Here is a 13,516-nt window from a genome sequence, read left to right as displayed (position 1 = left end):
AGGAGTCTTTTATGAAATACATCGGAGCGCACGTCAGCGCTGCTGGCGGTCTGGCTAACGCCCCTGCCCGCGCGGCTGAAATTGGCGCAACGGCCTTTGCGCTTTTCACAAAAAACCAGCGTCAGTGGCGTGCCGCCCCCCTTACTCCCCAAGTCATTGATGACTTTAAAATCGCCTGTGAAAAGTATCATTTCTCGGCGGCGCAAATTCTTCCCCACGATAGTTACCTGATTAATCTGGGCCATCCGGTCAGTGAAGCGCTGGAAAAATCACGCGATGCCTTTCTCGATGAAATGCAGCGCTGTGAACAACTCGGCTTAACCTTGCTTAATTTTCATCCCGGTAGCCATCTGATGCAGATTGCACAGGAGGATTGCCTGGCGCGGATCGCGGAATCCATCAATATTGCCCTCGCGCAGACCGAGGGCGTTACGGCGGTTATCGAAAATACAGCCGGTCAGGGCAGTAATCTGGGGTTTGAGTTTGAACAGTTAGCCGCCATCATCGACGGCGTGGAAGATAAGTCGCGCGTTGGCGTCTGTATCGATACCTGCCATGCCTTTGCCGCCGGATACGATCTGCGTACGCCAGAGGCGTGCGAAAAAACGTTCGCCGGATTCGGGAAAATTGTCGGATTTCAGTATTTGCGCGGAATGCACCTTAACGACGCCAAAAGCGCCTTCGGTAGCCGCGTTGACCGCCATCACAGTCTGGGTGAAGGCAATATCGGCCACGATGCGTTTCGTTGGATTATGCAGGATGCGCGTTTTGACGGTATTCCGCTGATACTGGAGACCATTAATCCTGATATCTGGGCGGAAGAGATTGCGTGGTTAAAAGCCCAGCAAATTGCCGAAGCGGTGGCCTGACGCTCAATGTTCTTCAGGTAATAAAAAAGGCAGAGCGCGCTCTGCCTTTTTTAGCGTGTTTCTCTTATGCCGCTTTTGCCGCGACTTCCGTCTCCGGACGTTTCAGGACGGCATAAGCCAGCCCTGCCACCAGCGTACCGGCCACAATTGCCAGCAGGTATCCCAATACCGGCGTAATTGCGCCTGGGATAAGCAGAACAAACAGACCGCCATGCGGCGCCATCAATTTTGCGCCTACCGCCATAGAAATGGCCCCGGTCAACGCGCCGCCAACGATACAGCACGGCAGTACACGCATCGGGTCGCGTGCCGCAAACGGAATAGCGCCTTCAGTGATAAAGCACAGCCCCAGCACCAACGCCGCTTTACCGCCTTCCTGCTGCGCTTTGTCGAACTTACGACGCGCCACCATCGTTGCCAGACCCAGCGCTAACGGCGGTACCATACCTGCGGCCATGATCGCCGCCATCGGCGCGTAAGTTTGCGTACTCAGCAGACCAACGCCAAACGCATACGCCGCTTTGTTCACCGGGCCGCCCATGTCGGTACACATCATCCCGCCGAGAATCGCGCCCAACAGTACCGCGTTTGCCGTCCCCATGGTTTGCAGCCAGTGGGTGAGCCCTTCCAGAATCCCGGCAACCGGTTTACCGATCAGGTAAATCATCGCCAGCCCCACCACCAGACTGGAAATTAACGGGATGATCAGGATTGGCTTCAGCGCTTCCATACTTTGCGGAAGTTTCAGTTTGGTACTGATAAGCTTCGCCATATACCCGGCAAGGAAGCCGGCAATGATCCCGCCGATAAAACCGGAACCGGTGCTAACCGCCAGCATACCGCCAATCAGACCTGGCGTAAGGCCTGGGCGATCCGCGATGGAGAAAGCGATATAACCCGCCAGTACCGGCACCATCAGCGCAAACGCCGAACCGCCGCCAATCTGCATCAGCGCCGCCGCCAGCGTGTCCGGCACCTTAAAGGCTTCAATACCAAAGGCGAAGGAAAGCGCAATACACAGTCCCCCGGCAACCACCATAGGCAGCATGTAAGAAACGCCCGTCAACAGATGCCGGTATGCGCCAGCGCTCTCTTTCTTCCCTTCGGTCGCCGCTTGCGATGCCTTACCCGCCGGTTGATACGGCGTCGCTTCCGCTACGGCTTTATCCAGCTCCTGCGCCGTCTTTTTCAGCGCCAGGCCGGTCGACGTGCGGTACATCGGGAGACCGGCAAACTTCGCCAGATCCACTTCGATATCCGCCGCCACAATCACTAAATCCGCTTCCGCCACCTCTTCCGGGGTGATGGCATTGCCGGCCCCCACGGAGCCGCGCGTTTCGACTTTTACCCACCAGCCGCGTTTTTTCGCTTCTGTTTCAATGGCTTCAGCCGCCATAAAAGTATGGGCGACGCCGGTCGGGCAGGCCGTTACCGCGACCACGCGTTTCGGACCGCCGCTCGCCGCAGGAGCAGCCGCAGCAGGGGCGCTGTAAGGGGTCGCATGGCTTTTGGCTTCACTCAGAAACAGTTCCGGATGCGCGACGGCGCGACCAATATCCCCCAGCCAAACCTTTTTGCCGTTCAGAGCATTGTCGTTCGGCAGAGATTCGCCCAGCACGATCGCCAGCTCAGCATCATTCGGATTGTCGATAATTTCCAGATTTGCTTTATGCGCCGCCGCTCCAAGCAGGGTTTTCGCCATGTAAGCGCGAGCCTGGCCGAGATTAGCGTCAATTATCAGCAGCGTTTTCATTATGCCTCTCCTGCTGTCAGTTAAACGGTTGTAAGTCGACACGCGCCATCATTGCGGCCAACTGAGGACGATCGGTAATACCCACATTGCTCTGGCTGACCGCCAGCGCGGCAACCGCCGTCGCCAGACGCAGCGTATGTTCGCTGGACTCGCGCATCAGCAGGCCGTAAATCAATCCGCCAACCATGGAATCGCCTGCGCCGACGGTACTTACCACGTCAACCGCCGGTGGTTTAGCGATCCATTCTCCTGAGGCGTTAACCCACAGCGCGCCTTCCGCCCCCAGCGAAATCACCACATGGGCGATACCCTGTTCGCGTAACGCGTGCGCCGCATCAATCACATCTTTCATTTCCGGGAGCTTACGACCCGCCCAAATTTCCAGTTCGCGGCGATTCGGTTTCACCAGCCACGGCGCAGCTTTAAGACCGGCGACTAACGCTTCACGGCTACTATCAAAGATAATGCATGGACACTGGCTGCGCAGACGCGTCATCCAGTCGGTGAACGCTTCCGGACTCACGCCAGCCGGTAAGCTACCGCTGACGCAGACCATATCGAACTGGCCCAGCCAGCTCAGGGAGTCGTTAACAAAGCGTTCCCAGTCTGCGGGGGTCACGTCAAAGCCGGAAAAGTTGAAGTCGGTCACTTCGCCATCTTTTTCCGTCAGCTTCACGTTGATGCGGGTCCGGCCCTGAACCACCTGAAAGCGGTTAGCGATGCCCAGTTCGCTGAACAATTGCTGAAAACCGTCCTGGTTATCTTTACCGAGAAAACCGCCGACGGTGACGTCGATGCCTAAGTCTTTCAGCACCTTGGCAACGTTAATGCCTTTGCCCGCCGCGTGCAGACCCGTGGTTTTCACCAGGTTCACTTCGCCGCGTTCGATTTCAGGGCAAAACCCAACCAGATCATAAGCCGGATTAAGGGTAATGGTGGCGACACGCCTGCTCATTATGCGCCCTCCCCGAGACCGGCGGCGATCGCATCGCCAATCGCTTTCAGCGCCTGTTCAGCATCTTCACCCTGCGCGGTAAAGCGCAGACGATGGCCTTTCTTCACGCCTAATGCCACCACTTTCATCAGACTACGTCCGTTTGCCGGTTTGCCGGTTCCATCAAGGTTTGTCACGGTAATTTCACTGTTGAATTGTTTAATCGTATTCACCAGCATGGTGCCCGGACGGGCATGGAGACCATGCTCATTACGCACTACAAATTCCGCGCTCAGTACGTCATCCGTCAGCGCATCATCACTGGTCAGCAACGCCAGCAGCGTCGCGGCGTCGGCGCTCAGCAGACGATCGGCTTTATTGTTCAGCAACAGGTCGCCGAGGCGTTTTAGCACGGCAATCGGCTGCTCATCGTTCATCGCGACAGTGACTAATAAGGCTGCTTTTTCACCCTCTACGTCAAACGCCTGGGTCGCACGGCTTACCGCAACAGCGCTGCGCAAATTGCCTTCCGCGCTGTCGTTCAGCCAGATGCCTTGTCCCAGATTCATCGGACTATCGTTAATCGTTTTTGCGACGAACGCCGCATCAACCGCTCCCGCCTCTTTCAGACGCGCCGCATTTAGCGCCTGCAATGTGACCAGCGAGCTGGCGATGACATCCAGCGTCATCGTCTCGTTATCAAGTTTTAATTGTTCACTTTGCTTCTCGCCCATCAGCAATGCGCGCAGCTCTTCCGCCGTTGTCGCGGATTTCAGCTGTTCAGCCACGGAGTCATCGCTCAGCACATGCGTCAGCTGACGCAGCAGGCCGAGGTGTTCGTCCGAACTGGCGGCAATACCAATCGCCACGTAGGCGACCTGGCCTTCTCCCCAGATAACGCCCTGCGGAAATTGAAAGACCTGGACGCCGGTTTTCAGCACCTGATCGCGCGTGTCTGTTGTGCCATGGGGAATCGCAATACCATTGCCAAGAAAGGTCGAGGTTTGCTGTTCGCGCGCCAGCATACCGTCAACATAGCCGCCCGCCACATTCCCCGCCTGCGCTAACGCGGCGGCGATTTGCCGAATGGCCTCTTCTTTATTTCCGGCCTGCTCGCCCGGATGAATGTCCTGAACCGATAACTGGAACATGTGTCTCCTCTCCTGCTGAATTGAAACGATTCAGCCACTATGAGAAAAAAAGCGCCAATCTGAGTTATCAAAAAAACCAGATCGCGCTGAAACGTTTCAAGAAGTCTGGATCTTTCTGCTTCAGCACGCAAGAAAAGTTACCGGTTTTGTAGCAATTTTTTGAGGTGAAGCACATTTTTTCTCCAACAGACCCTCAATAGCTGACGCATAAAAGGCTTCAGCTTTTTTCTTTCAGCTTGCGTCAGCACCCCCCTGGTAACAAACTGGAATGCTATTTTGATTTTTCGTGTCGATTTTGATTCAGACGCCTGTTTATTTTCTGACGGGCAGCGTAAACTCCGCCTCTCTTCACACCACTGATATAGAAACATGCACAACAGTCCCGCCGCCGCTGCGCCTAAATCGTTTGACCTGGCGTCTACCGCCTTTTTGATCGTCGCTTTTCTCACCGGTATTGCCGGTGCGCTACAGGCGCCGACGCTCAGTATTTTTCTGACGGATGAGGTTCACGCCCGTCCCGGCATGGTGGGATTCTTTTTTACCGGCAGCGCGGTTATCGGCATTATCGTGAGCCAGTTTCTGGCGGGTCGCTCAGATAAAAAAGGCGATCGCAAAAAACTGATCGTTTTCTGTTGCGTGCTGGGCATGTTGGCCTGCGTGCTGTTTGCCTGGAACCGCAACTACTTTATTTTGCTGTTTATCGGCGTCTTTCTCAGTAGCTTCGGCTCTACCGCCAACCCGCAGATGTTTGCGCTCGCCCGTGAACATGCCGATCGTACAGGTCGTGAAGCGGTGATGTTCAGCTCAATCCTCCGCGCCCAGGTCTCATTGGCCTGGGTCATTGGGCCGCCGCTGGCCTATGCGCTGGCGATGGGTTTTAGCTTTACGGTGATGTATTTGAGCGCGGCGGTAGCTTTTATCGTCTGCGGCGTCATAGTGTGGTTCTTTTTACCGTCAATGCGCAAAGATGCGCCGCTGGCGACCGGCACGCTGGAAGCACCGCGTCGTAATCGCCGCGATACGCTGTTGCTGTTTGTCATCTGTACGTTAATGTGGGGAACTAACAGCCTGTATATCATTAATATGCCGCTGTTTATCATCAATGAGCTGCATCTTCCGGAAAAACTTGCAGGCGTGATGATGGGCACCGCCGCCGGGCTGGAGATTCCCACAATGCTGATTGCAGGTTACTTCGCCAAACGGTTGGGAAAACGCCTGTTAATGTGCATCGCCGTTGTCGCCGGACTGTGCTTTTATGCGGGGATGTTGCTGGCGCACGCACCGGCGACGTTGCTCGGCTTGCAGTTGCTGAACGCGATTTACATCGGCATTCTTGGCGGGATTGGCATGCTCTATTTTCAGGATCTCATGCCAGGCCAGGCGGGTTCAGCCACCACGCTGTATACCAATACCATTCGCGTCGGCTGGATCATTGCCGGTTCGTTGGCGGGAATCGCCGCAGAAATCTGGAATTATCATGCGGTCTTCTGGTTTGCGTTAGTTATGATTGTCGCCACCATGTTCTGCCTGGCGCGTATTAAAGATGTTTAACTTGCAAGCCTGATACTTTTACTCTTCGACACATTTCAGCGCAGAGTTTACCTCTGCGCAATGTTCATGCGCGGTCATTCATTGTCTTTTTCTCAATACGATATTCTGTTAGCGCCCTCCTACATAAAAGACCGGTTATTGAGAAAATTACGCCCATCAGCCCGCAAAGGACCAACACCAGCCGCATCTTATATTTTGGTGTAACAGCAACATCTATCACTTCAATGTTAGCATTATTTTTAACCGCCTCCGACAACAATGATAGCTTTGCATATGTTTCCGTTTGTAACATATTTTTATGCACGCTATAACGTTTAATGTCACCGTCATCGATATACCATGCTGCCATTTTATCGACACTATTTTTCAGGGTGGAAATAATATTATTGACGCTTTCTTCCCTCCCCTGCGCCTTAAAAAGGACAAGCTGTTTTTTCGCGTCAAAACTTATTTTATTTTTATATTCCGCAGGCAAGAAACGGCTAAACTGGTTAAGGATAACCGTTGTTTTACATTGAATATCATTAGTATAGCCACATAACGCATAGGTAGCAGGCGTATCCAGATTAGGTTTGATCGTAATACTCACAACCTTTGTATCATGCTGCACGCTCACAAAAACATAGCCAATGGCGACAAAAATAAAGGTAACGATCACGATACTTAGCCATTTTCTTATAAGGAATAAGGAAACGTCGACTAAATCAATTTCACTATTTTCTCCCCGCATTTCACATCCCTTTTAAAACGCTAATAGTCAACCCGAATACTGAAATAACAAAAAGCAACACCAGCGTAAAAATAAACGCCCTGGCTGCGAACGTATATTTCTTCATAAGATAAAACCCACACATAAGAATTCGAGTATTTTAAAGGAAAATAACAATACATTCACACTGGTTATATCGATCGGTAAATACATCAATGATAGATATAAACTATCAAATTCATGATATCGATCGTTACAAATAATTAAAATCGATCAAAATTCCTCTTTTTAATAGATAAAAACTATCATATAAATAAAATTGATCGTTTTTGTTTTATGTGACGGTTCATTCGGTACACGTTCAGGCACCAACGGGGTTGAGCGGCGACATCTACCGCTTCAGAAGCCACGAAATAAGGGAATCATGTATTACGCTATTTAATGGTAAAAGGAGGTAATTTGAGGCGCAGCTTTTGCAGACTATTTCGGGATATAACGTAAGCCCCTGCACGTTTATCAAAAACGGCTTAGCTCATGGTAAGGTTTTCTGTTCGAGTTCCAGCAAATAAATAATGGCCTCTTCCCGGGTCGTTAAACACATGTCCCCTGTCGGTTGCAAACCAGAGCACACTTTTGGGCGTAAAGGCGAGCCAAAGATAAGGCACAAGTTATCTTCCGAAAGCTGCACGCATCTGGTATTCATCGGCTTGCCATACGGCATTCCGGGTATCGGCGACGAAATTGAAGGCGCAATACAGCAAGCGCCACAACCGCTACGACAGTCCATGCTCAGCCCTCTATTTATAACCAAATGAAAGATAACAGAATTTGTCCAAAGAAAAATCCAGATTTAAAATGTGGACGTCATCATGATCAGGCCTGCCCTCAGACATTCCGAAGACAAGGCTGGAAACAGAAGGGACAACACAGCACACTTCCCCCCTCCGGGCGACATGCCATCGCGTATTCTCGTTGAACGCGGAGCGGAAAGCGGGCGAACAGTATCACCTTTTTTGCACCAGCAAAAGTGACAATTCCACTTGCCTGGACGGCCCGGCGCGAGTAGTTTTACGCGATATTTTAGATAATCTCTACAACAGGATCTCCTCGATGCCAAGAGCGAACGAAATCAAAAAAGGTATGGTACTGAACTACAACGGCAAATTGCTGATTGTGAAAGATATCGACATTCAGTCGCCTACCGCCCGTGGCGCCGCCACACTGTATAAAATGCGTTTTTCCGATGTCCGCACCGGTCTGAAAGTGGAAGAACGTTTCAAAGGCGACGATATCGTTGATACCGTCACCCTGAGCCGTCGCGGCGTTGACTTTTCTTATGTCGATGGCAACGAATATGTGTTCATGGATAAAGAAGACTATACGCCGTATACCTTCACCAAAGATCAGATTGAAGAAGAGTTGCTGTTTATGCCTGAAGGCGGAATGCCGGATATGCAGGTTCTGACCTGGGACGGCCAACTGCTGGCGCTAGAGCTTCCGCAGACCGTGGATCTGGAAATCGTCGAAACCGCGCCGGGTATTAAAGGAGCGTCCGCCAGCGCACGTAACAAACCCGCGACATTAAGCACCGGTCTGGTGATTCAGGTTCCCGAATACCTGAGCGCAGGTGAGAAAATCCGCATTCATATCGAAGAGCGCCGTTATATGGGGCGCGCGGATTAAGTTTCGCATTTTTCGGCTGCGCCCCAGGGCGCAGCCTGACCCTTTTCTTTATTAACTGTTCTGCACCAGGCAAGAGAAACGTTAAAAATTTAACATTTTCTGCTCTTAAGATGGCAGAAGCACGACTTCGTCAACTCAGAGCTTCTCTTTTTCACGTTTATTCGCCAGGATTATTAAAGTTGTTATGTTGTATCAATATTCTGGAGCTGACGTGACCAAAACCAATCTTATTACTGGATTTCTCGGTAGCGGAAAAACCACCTCTATCCTTCATTTATTAGCTCATAAAGATCCGGCTGAAAAGTGGGCCGTCCTGGTCAATGAATTTGGCGAAGTGGGTATTGACGGCGCGCTGCTTGCCGACAGCGGCGCACTGCTAAAAGAGATCCCCGGCGGCTGCATGTGCTGCGTCAACGGATTGCCTATGCAGGTGGGGCTCAACACGCTGCTACGCCAGGGCAAACCTGATCGGTTGCTGATTGAACCAACCGGACTGGGGCACCCAAAACAGATTCTGGATTTATTAACTGCGCCGGTTTATGAGCCGTGGATTGATTTACGCGCTACGCTCTGCATCCTTGACCCTCGCCTGCTACTGGACCAACAGAGCGTCGCCAATGAAAATTTCCGCGATCAGCTCGCCTCAGCCGATATTATCATCGCCAATAAGACCGATCGCGCCACGGCGCAGAGCGATGCCGCCCTGCAACAGTGGTGGCGACAGTACGGCGGCGATCGTCAACTGATTCATGCCGAACATGGACAGATAGACGGTAAGCTTCTTGATTTACCACGACAAAATCTGGCGGAACTGCCGGCCAGCGCCGCGCATTCTCACACTCATACCAGTAAAAAAGGACTCGCCGCGCTAAATCTGCCCGCCCAGCAGCGCTGGCGACGCAGCCTCAATAGCGGACAGGGTCATCAGGCCTGCGGCTGGATTTTCGATGCCGATACCGTGTTTGACACCATTGGCCTCCTCGAATGGGCGCGTCTGGCGCCGGTGGGCCGGGTGAAAGGCGTTATGCGCATACAAGAGGGGCTGGTACGCATCAATCGCCAGGGCGATGACCTGCACATCGAAACACAGAGTGTCGCGCCGCCGGATAGCCGGGTTGAACTTATCTCAAACACAGAAACCGACTGGAATACGTTACAGACGGCCTTGTTGAAGCTTCGTTTAGCGACGCACGCGTAAGGTTGCCACCGTTTAAAAACTATGGCGAAATGACGATGAAAACCCGCTATTCCTTGATAATTCTGCTTAATGCCGCCGGTCTGGCGCTGTTTTTGTCATGGTATCTTCCCGTCAATCACGGCTTCTGGTTCACCATTGATTCCGGCATATTCCACTTCTTTAACCAGAAACTGGTGGAAAGCCACGCGTTCCTTTGGTGGGTCGCTATTACCAATAATCGGGCGTTTGACGGCTGTTCGCTGCTGGCGATGGGGGGACTGATGCTCAGTTTCTGGCTAAAAGAAAACGCATCGGGCCGGCGGCGCATTGTGATAATCGGATTGGTCATGCTGCTAACAGCGGTGGTGCTTAACCAACTCGGTCAAGCGCTGATCCCCGTCAAGCGCGCCAGCCCAACGCTCTCTTTTGAGCATATTTATCGCGTCAGCGAGTTGCTGCACATCCCGACAAAAGACGCGTCAAAAGACAGTTTCCCAGGCGATCACGGTATGATGCTGCTGATATTTTCCGCCTTTATGCTGCGTTATTTCGGCAAAACGGCGGGGATTATCGCCCTTATTATATTTGTGGTTTTCGCGTTTCCCCGCGTTATGATTGGCGCTCACTGGTTCACCGATATTGTGGTCGGTTCGCTCACGGTTATTTTGATTGGCCTCCCCTGGTGGCTGATGACCCCGCTCAGCGACCGGGCGATAGCGCTTTTTGAGAATTATCTCCCGGGTGGAAATAAACAAATTTTAAACAAATAACCCATGCAATTAACATTACCTTCAGCGATAGTTTTACATCGTTGAAGGTAATTTATGATGATATTCCCCCAGCCCATCATTTTTCGGTCATATTATTCCTGTGCAAAATGAACAGGTTGCACGATTTTTAAACGATTTGCGCTTAATTTGACCCGTGCTGAAAGTTCACTTTTCGTATCATAAATTCTTATAAAAAATCACGCGAAATCGCTCGCAATGACAGCAACAATCGGGTAATCTCAAACTCGTTTTGCCTCGCCAGATAATTATTCTCATTGCGAATAAATTTGTGCGTTCCGCCACAGATTTGTGCACAAAGAATTGTCTCAAGCTGTGCAGGTAATTAGTCTCATCACGTTTGGCATTTTTATAACGATATTTATCGTTAAGGACTTCAAGGGAAAACAAACAACATGGTCAAATCTCAACCGATTTTGAGATATATTTTGCGCGGGATTCCTGCGATTGCAGTTGCGGTTCTGCTTTCTGCTTGTAGCACAACCACCAATACCGCAAAGAATATGCATTCTGAGACGCATGCTGTGGGCAATAGCGATAGCTCTTCACTGCAAGCCTCTCAGGATGAATTTGAAAATATGGTGCGTAACCTCGACGTTAAGTCGCGGATTATGGATCAGTATGCTGACTGGAAAGGCGTGCGTTACCGCCTGGGCGGCAGCACTAAGAAAGGCGTCGACTGTTCCAGCTTTGTACAGCGCACCTTCCGTGAACAGTTTGGTTTAGAGCTTCCGCGTTCAACCTATGAACAGCAGGAAATGGGCAAAGCAGTTTCACGCAATAACCTGCGTACGGGCGATCTGGTTCTGTTCCGCGCCGGTTCCACTGGTCGCCATGTCGGTATTTATATCGGCAATAACCAGTTTGTCCATGCGTCTACCAGTAGCGGCGTCATTATCTCCAGTATGAACGAACCGTACTGGAAAAAACGCTACAATGAAGCGCGTCGAGTTCTGAGCCGCAGCTAATCTTCATCAGGCAGCACCTCCCTTGGCTTACCTGATGAGACGACATAAAAAGCACTGCTTCGGCAGTGCTTTTGCTTATTATCCCTTCTGAATCCGTTTTGCCGCATGGCGACGTGTGGCGTCTTATCCAGCCTACAACACACGAACATAGGCCTGATAAACATAGCGCCATCAGACATTCAGGTCGTTTCCCCCAACGCCTACTGCGACAATACGCTTTCCTGCGCATCACAGAAAAGCATGACTATCCGGGGTAATCCAGGCTATAGTCTTATAAATCAACCAGTTTAACCGGCATCCACCTTTTCAGGTCACACCAGGAATTATGCTTACACGCGACTCCTCTTCCGGTCGGAAAATCCTGCTTACCTGTATCATTACGGGGATAGCGGCAGCATTACTTATTGGTAGCCTGCAATTTTTCCTGTCGTGGCATAAACGGGATGTTAAATACAATACGCTTCTTTCTGATGTACAACATTACCTGGCCAGCTATTTCGCCGACCTGAAAGCCACCACCGATATTCTTCAGCCGTTGACGATCAACACCTGTCAGCAGGTTGGCGCAGAACTCACCTCAAGAGCCGCTTTTAGCCTTAATGTCCGCGCCTTCTTATTGATTAAAGATAAAAAAGTGTTCTGCTCTTCCGCCACTGGCGCCATGAATATGCCGCTTCAGCAATTGGTGCCGGATATAGATATCCGCAAAGACGTTGCTATGGCGATTCTGCCCGGCACGCCAATGATGCCCAACAAACCGACAATGGTGATTTGGTATCGAAACCCATTACTAAATGACAGCGGCGTATTCACATCGCTGAATATTAACCTGACGCCCTACTTACTCTATACCACGCGCCAGGACGATTTTAACGGCATCGCGCTGATTGTCGGCAATACCGCGCTGTCGACCTTTTCTTCGCGTCTGCTGGCCGTCGCGGAGCTGCCGGGCACGCCATCACGACAGGCAACTATCAACGGCCTGCCGCTTAAAATACAGCTTTATGCCGATAGCTGGACCTACAATGACTTGTGGTATGCGTTGATGCTGGGCTGCATTAGCGGCATCGTAGCGGGGTTTATCTGTTACTTTATCTATGCCCTCCGGACGCGACCGGGCAAAGAGATTTTAACGGCGATCAAACACGAGCAGTTTTATGTGGTTTATCAGCCCGTCGTCGATACTCGTACGCTGAGCGTCACCGGGCTTGAAGTCTTACTGCGCTGGCGTCACCCTACGGCAGGCGAGATTCCGCCGGATGCCTTTATCCACTATGCCGAAGCGCAACAACTTATCGTACCGTTAACGCAGCATCTGTTCGAGCTGATCGCCCGCGACGCACCCACGCTACAGAAGGTGATGCCCGTCGGTGCCAAATTTGGCATTAACATCGCGCCGGAACATCTGCACAGCGACAGTTTTAAAGAGGATATGCACCGGCTCAGGGACGCCCTGCCCGCGCACCATTTTCATATCGTGCTGGAAATCACTGAACGCGATATGCTCCAGCAGTATGAAGCGGCCAAACTGTTCGAATGGCTGCATTCCGCCGGGTTTGAAATCGCTATAGATGATTTCGGTACAGGCCATAGCGCCCTGATTTATCTGGAGCGATTTACTTTAGATTATCTGAAAATCGATCGCGGCTTTATCCAGGCGATCGGCACGGAAACCGTCACGTCTCCGGTTCTGGATACCGTGCTGACGCTCTCCAGACGCCTGAATATGCTGACGGTGGCCGAGGGCGTTGAAACGCCGGAGCAGGCCCGTTGGCTACGCGATCACGGTGTTAATTACTTGCAGGGGTACTGGATTAGCCGTCCTTTACCCCTAAAAGATTTCGTGCTGTGGATGTCGGCGCCTTCCGTGCCTGAATGGTAGTCCCCTTACGGTTTTAACGGATTCACATCAGACGCAACGTCACTTATTATT

At 51.6% G+C, this 13,516-nt stretch carries 13 protein-coding genes; 7 read left to right on the top strand and 6 right to left on the bottom strand.

The features are described from left to right. The first annotated feature begins 11 nt into the window (after positions 1-11). Positions 12-869 carry a deoxyribonuclease IV gene (gene nfo, locus NA986_RS00160; RefSeq protein ID WP_000873912.1) on the top strand — a complete coding sequence of 286 codons (858 nt, stop codon included), beginning with the start codon at positions 12-14 and terminating at the stop codon, positions 867-869. Positions 870-933: 64 nt separating this feature from the next. Here the strand turns inward: nfo and fruA are convergent, their stop codons facing one another. Genes fruA through fruB form a run of 3 tightly spaced genes read right to left on the bottom strand, consistent with a single transcriptional unit; the run spans position 934 to position 4,707 of the window. After that, on the bottom strand, positions 934-2,622 hold the full coding sequence (gene fruA, locus NA986_RS00155; RefSeq protein WP_000854408.1) for a PTS fructose transporter subunit IIBC: 1,689 nt from the start codon (positions 2,620-2,622) through the stop codon (positions 934-936). A gap of 16 nt (positions 2,623-2,638) precedes the next feature. Continuing rightward, positions 2,639-3,577, bottom strand: coding sequence for a 1-phosphofructokinase (gene fruK, locus NA986_RS00150; protein ID WP_000091249.1), 939 nt, complete (start codon positions 3,575-3,577; stop codon positions 2,639-2,641). Continuing rightward, positions 3,577-4,707, bottom strand: a complete 1,131-nt coding sequence (gene fruB / locus NA986_RS00145; RefSeq protein WP_000487280.1) for a fused PTS fructose transporter subunit IIA/HPr protein — start codon at positions 4,705-4,707, stop codon at positions 3,577-3,579. The genes fruK and fruB overlap by 1 nt, the downstream gene beginning before the upstream one ends. Positions 4,708-5,076: 369 nt before the next feature. On the opposite strand from fruB, the gene setB reads away from it, so the two are divergent. After that, positions 5,077-6,258: a sugar efflux transporter SetB gene (gene setB / locus NA986_RS00140; protein ID WP_000551926.1), complete on the top strand. Its 1,182-nt coding sequence runs from the start codon at positions 5,077-5,079 to the stop codon at positions 6,256-6,258. 64 nt (positions 6,259-6,322) lie between these two features. On the opposite strand, the gene NA986_RS00135 is transcribed toward setB, so the two are convergent. The 3 genes from NA986_RS00135 to NA986_RS00125 form a co-directional block, all read right to left on the bottom strand. Continuing rightward, a complete protein-coding gene (locus NA986_RS00135) occupies positions 6,323-6,988 on the bottom strand; it encodes a GNVR domain-containing protein (protein ID WP_023216657.1) in 666 nt (221 codons plus the stop codon). A 1-nt stretch (position 6,989) separates the two neighbouring features. Beyond that, the gene (locus NA986_RS00130) at positions 6,990-7,112 is read right to left on the bottom strand and encodes a membrane protein (protein ID WP_001519564.1); all 123 of its coding nucleotides are present in this window, start codon (positions 7,110-7,112) and stop codon (positions 6,990-6,992) included. A gap of 387 nt (positions 7,113-7,499) precedes the next feature. Further along, complete coding sequence (locus tag NA986_RS00125; RefSeq protein WP_010989043.1) at positions 7,500-7,754, bottom strand: YkgJ family cysteine cluster protein; 255 nt, start codon at positions 7,752-7,754, stop codon at positions 7,500-7,502. 323 nt (positions 7,755-8,077) lie between these two features. On the opposite strand from NA986_RS00125, the gene yeiP reads away from it, so the two are divergent. The 5 genes from yeiP to NA986_RS00100 all read left to right on the top strand — a co-directional run bounded on the left by yeiP (position 8,078) and on the right by NA986_RS00100 (position 13,465). Then, a complete protein-coding gene (gene yeiP / locus NA986_RS00120) occupies positions 8,078-8,650 on the top strand; it encodes an elongation factor P-like protein YeiP (protein WP_001136822.1) in 573 nt (190 codons plus the stop codon). 211 nt (positions 8,651-8,861) lie between these two features. Beyond that, positions 8,862-9,848 carry a CobW family GTP-binding protein gene (locus NA986_RS00115; RefSeq protein WP_000169353.1) on the top strand — a complete coding sequence of 329 codons (987 nt, stop codon included), beginning with the start codon at positions 8,862-8,864 and terminating at the stop codon, positions 9,846-9,848. 29 nt (positions 9,849-9,877) lie between these two features. Beyond that, positions 9,878-10,597, top strand: a complete 720-nt coding sequence (locus NA986_RS00110) for a phosphatase PAP2 family protein (RefSeq protein ID WP_000178095.1) — start codon at positions 9,878-9,880, stop codon at positions 10,595-10,597. Positions 10,598-11,010: 413 nt separating this feature from the next. Next, a complete protein-coding gene (gene mepS, locus NA986_RS00105; protein ID WP_000241015.1) occupies positions 11,011-11,583 on the top strand; it encodes a bifunctional murein DD-endopeptidase/murein LD-carboxypeptidase in 573 nt (190 codons plus the stop codon). Between the two features lie 325 nt (positions 11,584-11,908). Next, positions 11,909-13,465: a cyclic di-GMP phosphodiesterase gene (locus NA986_RS00100; protein WP_023205322.1), complete on the top strand. Its 1,557-nt coding sequence runs from the start codon at positions 11,909-11,911 to the stop codon at positions 13,463-13,465. Positions 13,466-13,516 lie beyond the last annotated feature (51 nt).

The organism is Salmonella sp. NW177, from assembly GCF_051811585.1.
Lineage (GTDB): Bacteria > Pseudomonadota > Gammaproteobacteria > Enterobacterales > Enterobacteriaceae > Salmonella > Salmonella enterica.
The sequence above is the reverse complement of the archived record's forward strand: the minus strand, read 5'-3'. Positions and strand labels throughout refer to the sequence as shown.

Excerpts from the sequence above, each read along its gene's own strand:
- nfo (WP_000873912.1), top strand. The coding sequence starts at position 12 with ATGAAATACATCGGAGCGCACGTCAGCGCTGCTGGCGGTCTGGCTAAC.
- fruA (WP_000854408.1), bottom strand. The coding sequence starts at position 2,622 with ATGAAAACGCTGCTGATAATTGACGCTAATCTCGGCCAGGCTCGCGCT.
- fruK (WP_000091249.1), bottom strand. The coding sequence starts at position 3,577 with ATGAGCAGGCGTGTCGCCACCATTACCCTTAATCCGGCTTATGATCTG.
- fruB (WP_000487280.1), bottom strand. The coding sequence starts at position 4,707 with ATGTTCCAGTTATCGGTTCAGGACATTCATCCGGGCGAGCAGGCCGGA.
- setB (WP_000551926.1), top strand. The coding sequence starts at position 5,077 with ATGCACAACAGTCCCGCCGCCGCTGCGCCTAAATCGTTTGACCTGGCG.
- NA986_RS00135 (WP_023216657.1), bottom strand. The coding sequence starts at position 6,988 with ATGCGGGGAGAAAATAGTGAAATTGATTTAGTCGACGTTTCCTTATTC.
- NA986_RS00130 (WP_001519564.1), bottom strand. The coding sequence starts at position 7,112 with ATGTGTGGGTTTTATCTTATGAAGAAATATACGTTCGCAGCCAGGGCG.
- NA986_RS00125 (WP_010989043.1), bottom strand. The coding sequence starts at position 7,754 with ATGGACTGTCGTAGCGGTTGTGGCGCTTGCTGTATTGCGCCTTCAATT.
- yeiP (WP_001136822.1), top strand. The coding sequence starts at position 8,078 with ATGCCAAGAGCGAACGAAATCAAAAAAGGTATGGTACTGAACTACAAC.
- NA986_RS00110 (WP_000178095.1), top strand. The coding sequence starts at position 9,878 with ATGACGATGAAAACCCGCTATTCCTTGATAATTCTGCTTAATGCCGCC.
- mepS (WP_000241015.1), top strand. The coding sequence starts at position 11,011 with ATGGTCAAATCTCAACCGATTTTGAGATATATTTTGCGCGGGATTCCT.
- NA986_RS00100 (WP_023205322.1), top strand. The coding sequence starts at position 11,909 with ATGCTTACACGCGACTCCTCTTCCGGTCGGAAAATCCTGCTTACCTGT.